Origin of the sequence: Clostridium arbusti SL206 (assembly GCF_000246895.1) — a bacterium.
Lineage (GTDB): Bacteria > Bacillota > Clostridia > Clostridiales > Clostridiaceae > Clostridium_I > Clostridium_I arbusti.
The window spans coordinates 58,585-75,320 of sequence record NZ_BAEV01000003.1; the positions used below are offsets into that span (position 1 = coordinate 58,585).

Consider the following 16,736-nt stretch of genomic DNA (forward strand, 5'->3'; position numbering starts at 1 on the left):
TAGTCTATTTTGAATCCCACCGCGTCAACAGAACCCTAAGATAGCTCACTATCTCAGGAACCTATTTCCTTGTTGACTTCAAAATATACGTCGCATCTTTGACTTGTTATTTATTTTCATATGCCTAATTGATAGTGTCTTGCCCTTTTTCTTTTAAAATTTTGTTAAGAATATCTAATTTAAATAAATCTTTATCATCATATTTTTGTCTTATAAAACCTGCTTTTATAGACATATCAATCATGTCCTTTGTAGCCTGTACTTGTGGATTTACAGTAACATTTAACCTGTTAAAAGAGGTATTTAGAACATTTTTAGATAATGGCTTTCTAGTCAAAACACCAAATTCATCATTAGCCATATCTGCAGCTTGTTCTTTGTTTTTATTTGTATACTCAGTTAATTCTAAGTGTGCTTTTAGAAATTTTTCTACTATGTCTGGATGCTGCTGTAGGAATTCTCTTCTTACTGCTATAACCGCTGTAGGATAGTTACCTTGTCTCCATATCTGATTATAGTCTAATATTATTGAAGCTCCTATTTTTTCCTGTAATGTGGCACCCCAAGGTTCAGGTACTAACGCGGCATCAATAGAACCATTTTCCAATAAAGATTGTACATCTGAGTTATTTGTTTGCACTATTTCAACAGTTCCACCCTTTGCTGCATCTTTTAATCCGTTTTTCTGAAGTAAAAATCTAAGACATAAATCCTGAGTATTTCCGTATTGAGGTATAGCAACTTTTTTACCAGATAAGTCCTTTACACTTTTTATTGTAGTACCCTTCTTACCAATTAGCACTGCACCTCCATCAGCAGCTCCACTAACTATTTGTATATCTCCCTTGGATTTGGTATATCCGTTTATTGCTGGTCCTGGTCCTATATATCCAATGTCTACTGCTCCTGCAAGAAAAGCTTCAAGTTCAGAAGCTCCTGCATCAAATTGTTTCCATTCAACTTTTGTATTACCTAATTCCTTTTGAAATTCTCCATTTTTTATACCGATTAAAGCCTGTGTATGCGTTATGTTAGGGAAATATGCAACTCTTAAAGTAGAACTATCACTGGTATTTTGTACATTTCCACAGCCAACTAATAAACTAATAGTTATAATCACAATAAGTAAAAATAAGCTTTTTTTTCTTTTCATCTTACGCCCCCTCTTAGGCAAGTAAATTAGTCTAATAATTATAGAAACATTTAATTTTCTAATACTTATTTGATTCTTTTCTATTAGTAGATATTATAGCCTCTTTACCCTTCTTATCAACAATATGCCAGTTTAAAACTTCACCTTTTTCTTCTACATGTAATTTGGCGCCATTTCCACCTATATCAGCTCCTAGGTAGTATTTAATTGCCGCTACCTTACATTCCTTTAGGCAAGCTGTACAACCCCAACAATTCTTCTCATATTTTATATAAGCCTTCTTATTTTCATCTTTATATATTAATGTTCCAGGACAGACATCTATACATTTTCCACAGGCTACACATTTATTAGAATCAATTTTTATGCTCATAGACATCTTCCTTTCTCACTAAATCTCTCAATATAATTTTCACATTTCCATCTTTATACACAGAATTCACATATTGTGACCAATTTTCATCGTCCTTTTGTGGATAATCTTCATTTTCCTGATAACATTTCCATCTAGTTTCATGTCTAGCTAGTAAATGACATATTAATACTTTTGCTACATATAGTCGATCAATAACCTCGTAAATAAAAAGTAATTCATGAATATCTTTTGCCTTAAGCTTTTCAGCTATTTCAATAAGTTCTTCAATTCTCTTTGCTGCTATGCTTAATTTTTTATTACTATATCTATAATTTTCAGATATACCACCCGAATACTCATCCATTACTTTCTGCATAGCCTCTTCTACTTCTTCTATAGTATATAAAGAAAATTCATTTTCGAAGAATCTATTAATCTTATTCAATTCATCTTTAATATCATGTTCTGAAACTTCTTCAATATTTATATGTTTTATATATTTAAGTGCTTCTATAGCAGCTATTTCACCTTCTGCAAAGCATCCAGTTACATATTTTTTAGGACTACCTCCTGCTACATCTCCAGCTGCATATAACCCATCCAAAGTTGTTTTCCTATTAGTATCTATCCAATATCCACTAGCTGTATGTCCTCCAACTATGTATGGTTCTGTTCCTTCAATTTCTACATCTTCTGTAGCTGGTGAAGTTCCATTTTCTATCCACTTTAAAGTCTGTGCCGGTGCCATATTTAGATAAGCTTTTAATAGTTCCTGATTTTGCTCTTTTGTTATACCTGTAGTTTTTAAGTAACAAGGACCTTTCCCATTTAGGTTTTCCATAACAGTTGCATATAATCTATTAATTGTTGTTGGCTTACCATATTTATTTACATAAACTTCTTTCATTCCATTTACCTGGGGAGTTCTAACCCCTTGGGCAATAGTTCCTGTAGGTGCTATTGTATCCTTACATCTTAGGGCTATAAACCTCATTTCAAAGGTAGTCATTTCCGCTCCAGCTCTTATACCCATTGCATAGCCTGCTCCTGTATTGAAAGGGCTATACCACATTTTATGTCTTGAAAATGTAGGATTGTTAGGCTTATAAATACCAGCTGCGCCTCCAGTTGTGCATATTACAGCTTTAGAATATATAACGAAAAGTTTATCTTCATCTAATGAGAATCCATAAGCTCCTATTATCTTTCCATCTTTCTTAATATAATCTATAATATTTAATCTATTTATAATCTGTACATTTTCTATTTTTCTAACTGCTTCTGCTAGTATTGGCTTAATATTTTCACCATTTATCTTTATACTTCTCTTACCTCTAGTTACATACTCACCGGCTTCATCTTTTAAAATAGGAAGGCCTTCATTTTCTATATCCTTAGTAACTTTATTAAGTCTTTTAGCAATGGAATAGACAAGATCCTCTCTAACTACTCCATTAAACTCTTTTTTTACATATTCCACAAATGATTCAGGTGTTTCACCTTTTGTTATATAGGCATTTAATGCATTAACTCCAGCGGCAAGACACCCACTTCTTTTTATGTTTGCCTTTTCTGCAATTATTATTTTTGCATTTGATTTAGCTGCTGCAAGAGCTGAAAAACATCCCGCAGCACCTCCACCTATTATAAGAATATCAGTGCTAATAATTTTAGGTTTTAATCTCATTATGTTATCCTCACTTTAAATCTGTTTAGTTATTAGGACATCTTTAAATTATTATTTATTTTCAGATGCATTAAGCTTTAGATAATCTATAATTTTAGATACACATTCCTCTAAACTGTTTATATGGGTTTGTACTGTTATCTCTGGATTAATAGGTGGCTCATAAGGTGAATCTATTCCTGTAAAATCCTTAATTTCACCTTTTCTAGCCTTTTTATAAATTCCCTTTGGATCTCTTTTTTCACAGACATCTAATGGGCAATCTACATACACCTCTATGAAGTCTGTTTTTAAAAGTTGTCTAACAGCTTCTCTATCTTTTATAAATGGTGAAATAAAAGTTGCTATAGTAATAACACCTGAATCTACAAATAATTTTGAAATTTCGGCTATCCTTCTTATATTTTCAACTCTATCCTCTTTAGAAAATCCAAGATCAGAATTCAATCCATGTCTTACATTGTCACCATCTAGTAAGTATGTAAGCTTTCCCAGATCATGTAACTTCTTTTCTAGCATAGTTGCAACAGTTGATTTACCAGATCCAGAGAGTCCTGTAAACCATATAAGAACACCCTTTTGTTTCAAAAGTTTTTCTCTATCCTGTCTGCTTACATTTGTTTGTTGCCATACTATATTTGTTGCCTTAATTGCCACACAATCACCTCATATTTGCTATATCTGCTCTAAAGCATTTTTAATATCAGCTATTATATCTTCTATATCCTCTATTCCAACAGACATTCTTAACAAATCATCATAAACTCCCATTTGCTCTTTTTCTTCTTCTGTGTTACCTGCGCAAATAGTAGAAGATGGATGTATAATTAATGTCTTGGTATCACCTATGTTAGTTAAATTTGATATGAGTTTTAAATTGTTTACAAATTTAAATGCATTTTCTTTTGTCCCCAACCTAAAAGTTAAAACTCCACTTGCACCTTTACTGTAATATTTTTCAGCTAAATCGTAGTATTTTGAACTTTTAAGCTTAGGATAATTTACAGAAACCACTTTACTATTTTCACTAAGATATTCTGCCACAGCAATTGCATTTTTACAATGTTCTTTCATTCTAAGTGATAGCGTTTCAACTCCTGTAAGATTTAAGAAAGCATTAACTGGTGATAATGCTGCCCCTAAATCTCTTCCAACAGTACTCCTAAGCTTTGCTGTAAATGCCATTTTTCCGTATTTTTTAGTAAAATCCTTGAAATTTTCAAATCTGTCACTGTTATATTTATTGCTACCACCATCTACTATAATTCCTCCTATAGAATTGGAAGTACCATTGATGTATTTAGAAGTAGAATGTATAACAATATCTGCTCCATGCTCAAGTGGTTTTATAAGATATGGAGTAGTTACAGTAGAATCAACCATAAAAATTACATTATTGTCTTTACAAACCTTTGAAACTGCATCTATATCTAAAACATCTAGTTTTGGATTACCTATAGTTTCTGCAAATACTAATTTTGTATTGTCAGTGATATTTTCTTTTAAGGTTTCTTCATTTATAATATCTAGGAATTTAACACTTATCCCAAAAGATTTTAAATTTCTCATTAAAGTATAAGTTCCACCAAAAAGACCACTGGAGGCAATTATCTCATCACCTGTTTCTACTATATTTGTAATGGCAAGATATATTGCACTCATTCCTGAAGCTGCTGATGTAGCAACCATTCCGCCCTCTATACTAGCAATTCTTCTTTCAAAAGAAGTAACTGTAGGATTTGAAATTCTAGTATATGCATAACCCATACTAGTTCCCATTAATATGCTTTCAAGCTTTTCAGCTGAGTTATGAGCATATGCATTTGAAAGATAAATTGGGGTGTTAGTTGCCCCATTTTCATCTTCTTTACGATTACCATGAATAAGTTTAGTATTAAAATTCATATACAACCTCCACCATTATAAATTAACATTTATTGCTCTAATAATCATATAATAAAAGTATGTAGATAAAATAAATTTTTTATTAAAAATTACTGACAATATTTTCTTTACTTTTTCTCTACCACAAGCAAATTATATCCTTCATAATTAGTGTCAATATCTACTATTCTATGTCCTTCTTTTTCTACACTCTTTGGTACATTATCTATAGGTGCACCATCATCTAAATAAAATCCTTTCTTATCTCCAGATTTTATTTTTGCTAATTCCACCTTAACTTTTACAAAGTTTATAGGACATTTTACTCCTCTAAAATCAATTACTTCGTATTTATTTTCTTCTTTACTTTCTGGAGTTTTACTCTCTTCTTCCTTATCCACTTCTTTGGGAAGAGTTATGTGAAGCTGACCATTTAATGAATCATACATAGCTTTTACTTTACTGAAAAGATATTCTATATCCTCTGCTTTATCATCTATATTCTTTATGTCACCTATCTTATAATCTATAAGAGTATCAAATAAACCTGCTATTTCAGGCTTTACATATCCTGTTTCAACAAAATCTTTCTTAAAAGCATTAAAAATCTCTCTATCCTTATTTGTGTCTACACCATTTAGTACAAGAAGTGCTCTAGCAGATGATACCGCTGAAGAATATAAATCAGCATCTTCATTACTATTTTTATATTTTTGTAGTGCTCCTTCTGCATTAGAAAGATCAAGCTTAATAACATCAATTACACCAGTACTACACTCTCCAGCGCCTCGTCCCTTTAACGTAAACTTATTACAAGCTCCAAAATCATAGTAAAGATCTGAGTTTTCAGCAAAGCTATCTAAAGAACTAAATTCTTTTACTAATGCTTTAATATCTTCTTTACTGTTATCTATGAAATCATCAAAATCATCATAGGAAGATTTACTCTTTATCTCAGCTAATTTATAAAGATATTTAGGAATCTTTTTAGCAGGTATATCTCCATAAACATCTCCCATCTTTGCACCACCAATGCCAACTTTTCCTCCGAAGGAAATAGAATACATCGGTACAAGTCCATCTTCTGTTCTAGTGGCTCTTCCACTTAATCCTATCTTTCCCTTTTCATGAACTCCACAGGAATTTGGGCATCCTGATATATAAAGTCTTGGTAGAGCATCCTTTATATCTTCAGTAGCATCCTTAAATTCTTCTTTTATTCCCTTTAAAAGATTCTGTGAAAGACATAGTCCTAATTGACAAGTAGATGCTCCTGCACAAGTTATAGAATTATCTATATTAAACTTAGATGCAAACCCAAGCACTACATTAGATAGTTTAACTGAATCTTCTTCTTTCAAATCTCTAACAAAAAATCCTTGCGTATTTGTTACTCTTATTGAAGTTCCATAATCTAAAGCGTCTACAAAGTTAAAAACTTTATCTAAATCTTCTGAAGTAAGATTACCACTTTGAGGATGCACATACACTGAGTAATAATTTTTCTGTTTTTGCGGGAAAATTATATTTTTAAATCCATTATCAATTGATTCTATATTGTCAACATCATATTTTTCATAAGGTTCATCTATATTAACATCAAGATTTTTTTCATTCTTTACTTTTGCAAGTTCTTCTTCAAAACGCTGAATAAATTTTTCTTCGCCAAGTCTTGCAACAATATATCTTATTCTAGCTTTATTTTTATTTGATCTGTCTCCCTCTTTTTCAAATAACTCCTTCATTCCTTGAACATAATATATTGTATCTTTATCTTCAATAAAATCTGCAAGTTTTAATGATACCCTTGGATTTGCACCAAATCCACCACCACCATAAACTTCAAAGCCTTTTTTACCATCTTTTACCTTAGCTATAAAGCCAAGATCTGATATTGTAGCATTTGCTGTGTCCTCTGGACTATTTGAAAAAGCTAACTTATATTTTCTTGGAAGATTCATATTTGAAGGATCTTTTATTAAGTAGTCAGTAACTTCTTTAACATATGGTGTTACATCAAATACATCGTCTACTGAAACGCCAGAAAGCGGTGCACACTCTACATTTCTTACAGTGTTTCCACCGGTACCCTTAGTAATTATTCCAACTTTTATGAGTTCAGTCATCATATCATAAACATCTTCAAGATTAACATTTTGGAATTGTATATCCTGTCTAGATGTAAGATGAATTCTTCCATTAGCATACTTTTTAGCAATATTATTTATTGTTTGAAACTGTTTAAAGTTTATAACGCCGCCAGGAACCCTAGTTCTAACCATGTATGTTTCTTTTTCTCTTTGCTCATAAACCCCCATAGAGACTCTGAAAGCTTTAAATCTAAGAGGATCTATTTCACCCTTTTTATATTGTTCTGCTTTTTCTTTAAAGTCTTCTATAGCTTTAAAATGTTCTTGAGTTACTTCTATCATACATATCCCTCCACACAATTAAATTTTATTGTCCTAGATAATTTCATATTTAAGCTTTTCTACATTGCCTTTGTCTACTTTAAACAAATTGAAAACTGGTTCTTCCTTTTCAAGCGATAAAATTCCATAGATAGCTCTCGGATCAAAAGCAAGTTTTTTATCTTCCTCAGAAGGACGTGATGGAGTATATGGATGGGAATGATAATTCCCAATTAGCTCCATTTTGTTTTCTCTTATAATTTTTACAGTTTTAAATTGTTCCTTTGGATCCATAGAAAAATGTTCACTACTTTGATCTGTATTAAATAGTGGATATGCTACTTTTATAAACACATCTTCTTCTTTTTTATTCCCCGCAAGAAATCCACAACATTCATTTGGAAATTCTTTTTTAGCCTGATTTACGATTTTTTCATATTCTAATTTTTCTATATAAATCATATTATCACCCTTTTAAATTCCCAGTTTTCAAATCACACGCTGCTTGTTCATAATCAATTAATGTATTAATAGTAGGATTGTCACCACATACTCCACATTTTTTATTGTGATTTATCTTTATTTTCTTGAATTCCATCTTTAAAGCATCATAAGTTAGAAGATATCCAGCTAAAGTTTCTCCAAGACCTAATAAATATTTAATTGCCTCCATTGCTTGAAGAGTACCTATTATACCTCCCATAGCACCTATTACACCTGCTTCTCTACAAGTTGGTACAACCCCAGCTGGTGGTGGTGATTGGAAAATACATCTATAACATGGTGTATCATTATCTGGTATATAAGTAGTAAGCTGTCCTTGAAATCTTATTATTCCCGCATGAGAAAATGGTTTTTTAGCAAGAACACAGGCATCATTTATTAAGAATTTTGCTGGAAAATTATCTGTTCCATCTAGAATAAAATCATAGTCCTGATCTTTTATTATATCTAATATATTCTCTGAAGTAGCATATTCATTGTATGTAATTACATTTACATCAGGATTTATAGCATTTATAGTCTCTTTACCTGACTGAACCTTAAGCTTACCTACATCTTTAGTTTGATGAATTATTTGTCTTTGTAAATTAGAAAGATCTACTTCATCTCCATCAACAAGTCCAATAGTACCTATCCCTGCTGCCGCTAAATACATAGCTGCAGGTGCACCAAGACCTCCAGTTCCTATAATAAGAACCTTTGAATTAAGCAGTTTTTCCTGTCCTTCTACTCCAACTTCTTCTAAAAGAATATGTCTTGAATATCTCTCTATCTGCTCTTCACTAAAATCCAATGCTTCCACCCCCCATGAAGTATAAAAATTCTATTTCATCATTATCTTTAATTACTGTTGTATCAAATTTATCTCTTTCAGCAAATTCACCATTTAACTGAACTGAAACCATATCAGGCATTTCTACATCTTCAATTTTTAATATTTCAGTTATTGTTACCGCATCCTTTATTTCTTTAAATTCACCATTCACTTTGACTTTCATAATTGTCCTCCTCTTATAATAACTATATATTTAAAATTTAATACATAACATTTATCAATCATTGACTCTTTATCTATTTTAATATGACTTCAGCAAATTTTCAATGGCAATAGCAGCCGCTCCTAAAGATATAGCATCCTCTTTAAAGTATCCACCTCTATTAAAAAAAATATTACTATGCTTGCTTAAATAACATTTTTGTTTAGCTGTATTCACACTAACCTTATAAAATAATTGTGATACCATTATTAATGGTCCACTTAAAATAACTAACTCTGGATTTAATAAATTTATAAAATTTGATAACCCTGTCCCAAATATTTCTGCTGCTTTTATTATAATTTCAACTGCTAATCTATCTCCATTTTCCGCTGCTAAACTTATGTCTATATAATTAATATCCTCTATTGGTTTTTGTATAGTGGTAGTTTCTCCATTTATAATTCTCTTCTTGAAATTCTTAGTAATAGATTTTATTGAAGAATAACATTCAACACATCCATAATTTCCACAACTACATTTTTCCCCATCTACATCTATTACCATATGTGCAAATGCATCTTCCACATCATTAATTGTCCTTATTATGTTTCCATCAGATATAGCACCAGTTCGTATTCCCATACCAAAATTAAAATATGCAATATTTTTTAAATCTTTTCCATATCCATATAGACTTTCTAATGTAACGGCTGAATTTGCACCATTATCCATATAAACTTCTAAAGATAACCTTTTTTCTAACATTTTCTTTATAGGCGTACTTGTCCAATTATCCGCTATAAAGCCTACTGGACTTTTCATTATTCCCTTCTGTATATCCAAAGGCCCAACTGTTCCAAGTCCTACTGTAATTAATTCTCGTCTTTTTAAATCAGTCATAAGAACTGCCTTTTCACATATTTCTGTTATTCTACATACCGTCTTTTCTGGAGTATAGGAACTATCCATATTAAAACGTTCTTTGTAAATTATACCAAGTTTTAAGTCAGTAAAAATAATTTGTGTATACAATCTAGAGATATCTATTCCAATAATCGCATAATCAATATTGTTTACATCGTATAAGGTAGGTCTTCTTCCCCCCGTTGATTCACCTATACTTGTTTCAACAATTAATTTATTCTTAATAATAGGATTTATAATGCGATTTAAAGTTGTCAATTTAAGTTTTGTTAAATCGAGTATTTGTGATTTTGTTAATGAACCATTTTTTTGAACAATACTGAAGATATCTTTAGCATCCTTGCTCATATTTTTAAATTTATCAATAACTTTTGTCATGCTTAAACTCCCTGTACTATTGTTTTTTCCAAGATGGTAAAAAGTCTTAACAATCTAACATATAGGTAATGATACCTTCCCCACACTCTCCATATATACTATCAGTTAATATTACCAAGTATTCTACTTTGTTTTTATGGCTTTGTTACGTTATTGTTTATTTTAAAGTATATTTGACAATATGTCAATGGGTTTTATATAAAACCTTATAACTTTATATTATTTTCATAATGTTTTAATATTTCCATTATTTCTTCTTCTATAAACTCCCTCTTTTCAACAGATAATCTATTAATAAAATCAGAATATACTATAGTTTTATAAAATTCACTTCGTTTTTTATTGTCTTTTAAAACCTTAAATGCTTTTTTTCTCACTTCCCCCATAATATCCAAAAAAACTTCATATCTGTCATCGTAGATTTCTTCTAAATCCTGTCTTATCTTTCTAGAAAGCATTGGACTCTTTCCATTTGTAGATACTGAAATTGTCAAATCTCCTCTTTGAACTTTTGATGGTACTATAAAGTTGCAAATATCAGGTTGATCTACTACATTTATAAGAATATTCTTCTCACTGCATCTTCTATATATTTCCTTATTAACAATTCTATCGTTAGTTGCAGCATATACAAGATATAAATCAGAAATATAGTTAAAATTATAGTTATCATTTAAATATTTAATTTTTTCTTCATTTACTAATATTCTGATATCTTCTATTATTTCGTTAGATATAACTATAACATTAGCTCCACATTCAAGCAGTGAAATTATCTTTCTATAAGCAACTTTTCCACCTCCAATTACTCCACATTTTCTATTTTTTACTTCTAGCATTATAGGATAATACTTGTTCATATAATTACATCCTTTCATTATTAATATGTAAGTGTTAAATATTATATATATTAAAATTCTAATTTGATTTTAATATGATATATTAATTGAAATTAATTGAAATTAATCAAATATATACTCTTAATTTAATTATTATACCTAAATTATATGTATATATGTTAATTATTCTTAACATATGTAATATTCATGTTAATTTGTACTATAATAGAATTGAAGTGAGTAATATTTCAATTATTTAATACATCTTGTAAATTTATTATATAAAAACTATTATTACATGATAATAGATTGATATAATTATATCAATCTCAATTGATGGGGGTGTAATTTTGAAAAAAATAGAAGGATGTATTTTTCACCTTGACTACATTTTAAATTATTCTAAAAATTCAACTGGATTAAGAGATATTAAAAGATTTTTAATTAATTTAAGAATGTCAGGTATGAAATTAGGTGTTGCTTCTAAAAATACTACTATAGTAGATGTTCTAAAGGTTCTACAACTTGAAGATTTTTTTGACGTTATTTTAGATAATGGAGATTTAAATTTAAATTTTAAACCTCTACTTCTTAGAACTGCAGAAAGACTTAAAATTTCTCCTGAAAACTGTGTTGTATTTGATAATGAAACAGATGGACTTAACGATGCAAAAATGCTTAACATGTCAGCTATTGGCATAGGAAATAACATTCCAACAAGTATTGCAGATAAAATGGTTCCTAACTTTTCTAATGTTAATTCATCTATATTAAATTTCAATTAATTTATATATTATTTTATTTATGTAACTTATGATTTATTACAATTTTTCATAAATAAAAGATAAAGAGCAACTTTTATTAATTAAGTTGCTCTTTATTTTAGGCACATTCAAATAAATAACTAGTCAGTATGCTAGTCTATTTTGAATCCCACCGCGTCAACAGAACCCGCAGATAGCTCACTATCTGCGGAACCTATTTCCTTGTTGACTTCTAAATATACGTCGCATCTTTAACTTGTTATTTATTTTCATATGCCTTATTAGGTATTATGCTTTAAATATTCAGTTATAAAATTATCTATATCTCCATCCATTACTGAATCAATACTTCCCGTTTCTACACCAGTTCTATGATCTTTAACCATTGTATAGGGTTGAAAGACATAGGATCTTATCTGACTTCCAAATCCATTATCCTTTAGTTCACCGGTCAAATCCTCTATCCTTTCCTTATGAGCTCTTTCTTTCAGTTCAACAAGTTTCGCTTTAAGCATAACCATAGCTGATTCCTTATTAGAATGCTGGCTTCTTTCATTCTGACATTGAACTACTATTCCTGTTGGAATATGAGTTATCCTTATTGCAGACTCAGTTTTATTTACATGCTGTCCACCAGCACCACTAGCTCTATAGGTATCAATTCTTAAATCATCTGATTTTATATCTATATCTTGATTTTCTGTAAGTTCTGGTAAAACTTCTACAGAAGCAAAGGAAGTTTGTCTCTTACCATTTGCATTAAAAGGCGATATTCTTACCAATCTATGAATTCCCTTTTCTGCTTTTAAATATCCATAGGCAAACTCCCCAGTTATCTTCAACGTAACACTCTTAATTCCAGCCTCATCTCCAGGTAATAAATCCAAAGTTTCAACTTTAAATTTTTTCGACTCTGACCACCGTGTATACATTCTAAGAAGCATTTCTGTCCAGTCCTGAGCATCTGTTCCTCCTGCTCCAGTATGAAGATCTAATATAGCATTATTTCTATCATATTGTCCTGCCAGAAGAATTTCTACCCTAAAAGTATCTATAGATACTTTTAAGTTATTAATCTCAGAAACTATTTCATCTAAAATATTTTCATCCTCTTCCTCTTGGCACATTTGGATCAATATTTTAGCATCTTCTAACCTTTCTTCTAAAGCGTTAAATAATTCTACTCTGTCTTTTAACCCTTTAGACTTCTGAGTTATTTCCTGAGCTTTTTTCATGTCATCCCAAAATCCAGGTTCTTGCATATTGTTTTCAAGTTCTTCAATTTTTATTTTCATTGAAGATAAGTCAAAGTGAATCCCTTATTTCTTGTATTCCTTCTTCAAGTAATCTTATATCCACTAAACACTGGTCAAGTTTTATAAGCATCACAATCACATCCTTTAATTATCTATGCTCTTCTTCCACAACAATTCTTATACTTTTTTCCTGATCCGCAAGGACAAGGATCATTTCTGCCAACTTTCTCTTCTTTTCTTCTTATTGGTTCTCTTACACCTTCTGTATCACCATGATTTGTACCAGTTTCTCTAACCACTCTCAATCTTTCAGGAGCTCTTTCAACTTGAACGCGGTATAAATATTTCACGGTTTCAACTTTAATATTTTGAATCATTTCATCAAACATTTGACTTCCTTCAAACTGATAAGCCTGAACGGGATCTTGCTGTCTGTAAGCCCTAAGCCCCATACCTTGCTTTAAATGATCCATATTATCTATATGATCCATCCACTTTGTATCTACTACCCTTAAAAGAATTACTCTTTCTATATCTCTCATTTGTTCAGATCCAAAGCTTTCTTCTTTTTCAGAGTAAATATCCATTGCCATTTTTAAAAGTTTTTCTTTAATTTCCTCGTTTGACATTACCTTCAATTCATCAACTGTAACCGAATCCTTTGGTAAGTATATATCTTCTAAAAATTCAATTAAGTGTAATAAATCTTCTTCTATATTTTCTTCTATATCACTTAAATGTGAATCCACAGAACCATTCACAAGATCTTTAATCATAGCTTGAATTTGTGACTTCATATCTTCCCCTTCAAGAACCTGTGATCTTTGATTATACATAATCTCTCTCTGCTGATTCATTACATCATCATATTTTAATAAAGTTTTTCTTATATCAAAGTTGTTACCTTCAACTTTTTTCTGTGCATTCTCTATTGCATTACTTACCATTTTGCTTTCAATTGCCTCATCATCTTGTAGTCCAAGTCTGTCAACCATACCACTTAATTTGTCTGAACCAAATATCCTCATAAGATCATCTTGAAGTGATACATAGAATCTAGAACTTCCTGGATCTCCTTGACGTCCAGAACGTCCTCTAAGTTGATTATCAATACGTCTTGATTCATGTCTTTCTGTACCAATTATTTTAAGTCCACCAAGTTCTACAACCTCATCACCAAGCTTAATATCAGTACCACGACCAGCCATATTTGTAGCTATTGTTATACTTCCTTTTTCGCCTGCATGAGATATTATTTCTGCTTCCTTTTCATGATATTTAGCATTAAGCACCTCATGCCTTATTCCCTTTTTCTTCAAGAGTGTGGAAAGGACTTCTGATTTTTCTATACTTACAGTACCTACAAGTATTGGTTGACCTAGCTTACTGGTTTCAGCAATTTCATCAACTATAGCATTAAACTTTCCTAATTCTGTTTTGTAAACTAAATCTGGAGAATCCTTTCTTGCAACATCTCTATGCGTAGGTATAACAATAACATCTAATCCATATATTTCTCTAAACTCTACTTCCTCCGTTAGTGCAGTACCAGTCATTCCTGAAAGCTTATCATATAATCTGAAATAATTTTGGAATGTAATAGTAGCAAGAGTTTTTGATTCCTTTTGAACTTTTACTGATTCTTTTGCCTCAATTGCCTGATGAAGACCATCACTATATCTTCTACCTTCCATAAGTCTTCCAGTAAATTCATCTACTATAATTACTTCTCCGTCTTTAACCATATAATCTTTGTCTTTTTTCATCATATAATTAGCTTTTAATGCCTGAGACAAATGATGCTGAATCTCCATATTTGAAGGATCTGCATAATTTTCTAGAGTAAAAAATTTTTCTGCCTTTTCCACTCCTGAATCATTTAATATTACGGAATTTGATTTCTCATCTACTGTATAATCATCTGATTTAAGTGTTTTTGCAAAACCATCTGCTACCTTATAAAACTCTGTTGATTTATCTCCTTCACCAGAAATTATAAGAGGAGTTCTAGATTCATCTATTAAAATTGAGTCAACCTCATCTACAATTGCATAGTTTAATGGTTTTTGTACTCTTTCTTCTTTGTATATAACCATGTTATCTCTTAAATAATCAAAACCAAATTCATTATTAGTTCCATAAGTTATATCACAAGCATATGCTTCCTGCCTCTCAGTTTGATTTAAATTATGTAGTATAACTCCTATAGTTAACCCAAGGAACTCATAAACTTTACCCATCCATTCTTTATCTCTTTTTGCAAGATAGTCATTTACAGTTACTATATGTACGCCCTTACCAGTTAATGCATTTAAATATGTAGGCAATGTAGCAACTAATGTTTTACCTTCACCAGTTTTCATTTCAGAAATTCTTCCCTGATGAAGCACAATTCCGCCAATTAACTGTTCTCTAAAATGCTTCATACCTAATACTCTGAATGAAGCTTCTCTTACTACGGCAAATGCCTCTGGAAGAATATCATCCAATGTTTCACCATTTTTAAGTCTATTTTTGAACTCATTGGTTTTTCCCTTAAGTTCATCATCACTCAAAATTTTTATTTTCTCATCAAAACTATCTATTTTATCTACAATTGGAATAATCCTCTTAACTTCTCTTTCGCTGTAAGTCCCAAATATCTTTCCTAAAATTCCCATTGAATTCATCCTCACTATATTTATAAATTGTACAAAAAAATATTATACTCAATAAATTATAACATCTAACCCATATTCCTTCAACTTATATAATTAACATGAACCTTAATCAAGTGAATAGATATCATTAAGTTTACTCATATATCAAACCCACAAATCATATTTAAAAACTAAATATGATAAATACTTTGGATTTAAAAGAGTGTAGATTTTAAATCTACACTCTTTCAACTTTTATAACTTAAAATTCTGGTTCAATAAGACCATAATTCCCGTCTTTCCTCTTATACACTACATTTACTTCAGTAGAATCAGCATTTTGGAAAACAAAAAAGCTATGTGCTAAAAGTTCCATTTGTAAAACAGCCTCTTCTTCTGACATTGGTTTTATAGCAAATTTTTTAGTTTTAACTATTGATGGTTCTTTAACCTCATCTTTACCATAATCCTCAAAATCAGGTATTGATTGAAATCTTAAAGATGCACCATATTTTTTTCTATCTAATTTTGTCTTTTGTTTTCTTACTTGTCTCTCCATTTTATCTGCAACTAAATCTATGGCTGCATACATATCTGTATTGGATTCTTCACCTCTAAGTATAGCTCCTCCAAAAGGAATAGTAACTTCAACTATTTGTCTATAATTTTCTACACTCAAAGTTGCATGAGCTGTTACATCAGGATTAAAGTACCTATCCAGTTTTGTCAATTTCTTTTCAATAGCACTCCTAAGACCATTTGTAACCTCTACGTTTTTTCCGCTAATAGTTATTCTCATATTAACAGCTCCTCTCTAGAACCAATTGTTGATTGTAATTTTAGGATAATTATTCCTCTTTACCTTATTTTATTACTTTTTATAAAAAGTATCAAGTAGTAAAAGCAAATTGACAGAATATTATATATTTTTTATTAATACTTTTATATTTTTAATTCCTCTA

The 16,736-nt window shown here is 30.6% G+C and carries 15 protein-coding genes; 1 reads left to right on the forward strand and 14 read right to left on the reverse strand.

The window, feature by feature from the left end; genetic code table 11:
- Positions 1-124: 124 nt before the first annotated feature.
- The 11 genes from RH99_RS01260 to RH99_RS01310 form a co-directional block, all read right to left on the reverse strand.
- Complete coding sequence (locus RH99_RS01260) at positions 125-1,153, reverse strand: aliphatic sulfonate ABC transporter substrate-binding protein (RefSeq protein WP_010233307.1); 1,029 nt, start codon at positions 1,151-1,153, stop codon at positions 125-127.
- Positions 1,154-1,211: 58 nt separating this feature from the next.
- The gene (locus tag RH99_RS01265; protein ID WP_010233308.1) at positions 1,212-1,526 is read right to left on the reverse strand and encodes a 4Fe-4S dicluster domain-containing protein; all 315 of its coding nucleotides are present in this window, start codon (positions 1,524-1,526) and stop codon (positions 1,212-1,214) included.
- Positions 1,510-3,195: an adenylyl-sulfate reductase subunit alpha gene (locus RH99_RS01270; protein WP_010233310.1), complete on the reverse strand. Its 1,686-nt coding sequence runs from the start codon at positions 3,193-3,195 to the stop codon at positions 1,510-1,512. Before RH99_RS01270 ends, RH99_RS01265 begins: the two co-directional genes overlap by 17 nt.
- A 51-nt stretch (positions 3,196-3,246) precedes the next feature.
- Positions 3,247-3,852 (reverse strand): adenylyl-sulfate kinase, encoded by a 606-nt coding sequence (gene cysC / locus RH99_RS01275; protein ID WP_010233312.1) that lies wholly within the window; start codon positions 3,850-3,852, stop codon positions 3,247-3,249.
- Positions 3,853-3,870: 18 nt separating this feature from the next.
- Positions 3,871-5,100, reverse strand: a complete 1,230-nt coding sequence (locus RH99_RS01280; protein WP_010233315.1) for an O-acetylhomoserine aminocarboxypropyltransferase/cysteine synthase family protein — start codon at positions 5,098-5,100, stop codon at positions 3,871-3,873.
- 107 nt (positions 5,101-5,207) lie between these two features.
- Positions 5,208-7,511: a ferredoxin-like domain-containing protein gene (locus tag RH99_RS01285; protein ID WP_010233318.1), complete on the reverse strand. Its 2,304-nt coding sequence runs from the start codon at positions 7,509-7,511 to the stop codon at positions 5,208-5,210.
- A gap of 33 nt (positions 7,512-7,544) precedes the next feature.
- Positions 7,545-7,952, reverse strand: coding sequence for a M67 family metallopeptidase (locus RH99_RS01290; protein ID WP_010233321.1), 408 nt, complete (start codon positions 7,950-7,952; stop codon positions 7,545-7,547).
- Between the two features lie 4 nt (positions 7,953-7,956).
- Entirely contained in the window at positions 7,957-8,787 is an 831-nt protein-coding gene (locus RH99_RS01295) for a HesA/MoeB/ThiF family protein (protein ID WP_010233324.1), read from the reverse strand.
- Entirely contained in the window at positions 8,777-8,992 is a 216-nt protein-coding gene (gene thiS, locus RH99_RS01300; RefSeq protein ID WP_010233327.1) for a sulfur carrier protein ThiS, read from the reverse strand. The genes RH99_RS01295 and thiS overlap by 11 nt, the downstream gene beginning before the upstream one ends.
- 78 nt (positions 8,993-9,070) lie before the next feature.
- Positions 9,071-10,276 carry an ROK family protein gene (locus RH99_RS01305; RefSeq protein WP_010233329.1) on the reverse strand — a complete coding sequence of 402 codons (1,206 nt, stop codon included), beginning with the start codon at positions 10,274-10,276 and terminating at the stop codon, positions 9,071-9,073.
- 206 nt (positions 10,277-10,482) lie between these two features.
- On the reverse strand, positions 10,483-11,136 hold the full coding sequence (locus RH99_RS01310) for a precorrin-2 dehydrogenase/sirohydrochlorin ferrochelatase family protein (protein ID WP_010233332.1): 654 nt from the start codon (positions 11,134-11,136) through the stop codon (positions 10,483-10,485).
- Between the two features lie 329 nt (positions 11,137-11,465).
- Here RH99_RS01310 and RH99_RS01315 point away from each other — a divergent pair, with 329 nt between their 5' ends.
- Entirely contained in the window at positions 11,466-11,900 is a 435-nt protein-coding gene (locus RH99_RS01315) for an HAD hydrolase-like protein (RefSeq protein ID WP_010233335.1), read from the forward strand.
- Positions 11,901-12,160: 260 nt separating this feature from the next.
- Here the strand turns inward: RH99_RS01315 and prfB are convergent.
- From prfB to hpf, 3 genes are all read right to left on the reverse strand, one after another.
- Positions 12,161-13,265, reverse strand: a protein-coding gene (prfB, locus tag RH99_RS01320; protein ID WP_138990554.1) for a peptide chain release factor 2 whose coding sequence is annotated in 2 segments (ribosomal slippage) — positions 12,161-13,186 and positions 13,188-13,265 — 1,104 coding nt in all. Because the reading frame shifts where the segments join, the coding sequence is not laid out codon by codon here.
- Between the two features lie 22 nt (positions 13,266-13,287).
- Complete coding sequence (secA, locus tag RH99_RS01325) at positions 13,288-15,795, reverse strand: preprotein translocase subunit SecA (RefSeq protein ID WP_010233341.1); 2,508 nt, start codon at positions 15,793-15,795, stop codon at positions 13,288-13,290.
- Between the two features lie 241 nt (positions 15,796-16,036).
- Entirely contained in the window at positions 16,037-16,573 is a 537-nt protein-coding gene (gene hpf, locus RH99_RS01330) for a ribosome hibernation-promoting factor, HPF/YfiA family (RefSeq protein ID WP_010233344.1), read from the reverse strand.
- Positions 16,574-16,736 lie beyond the last annotated feature (163 nt).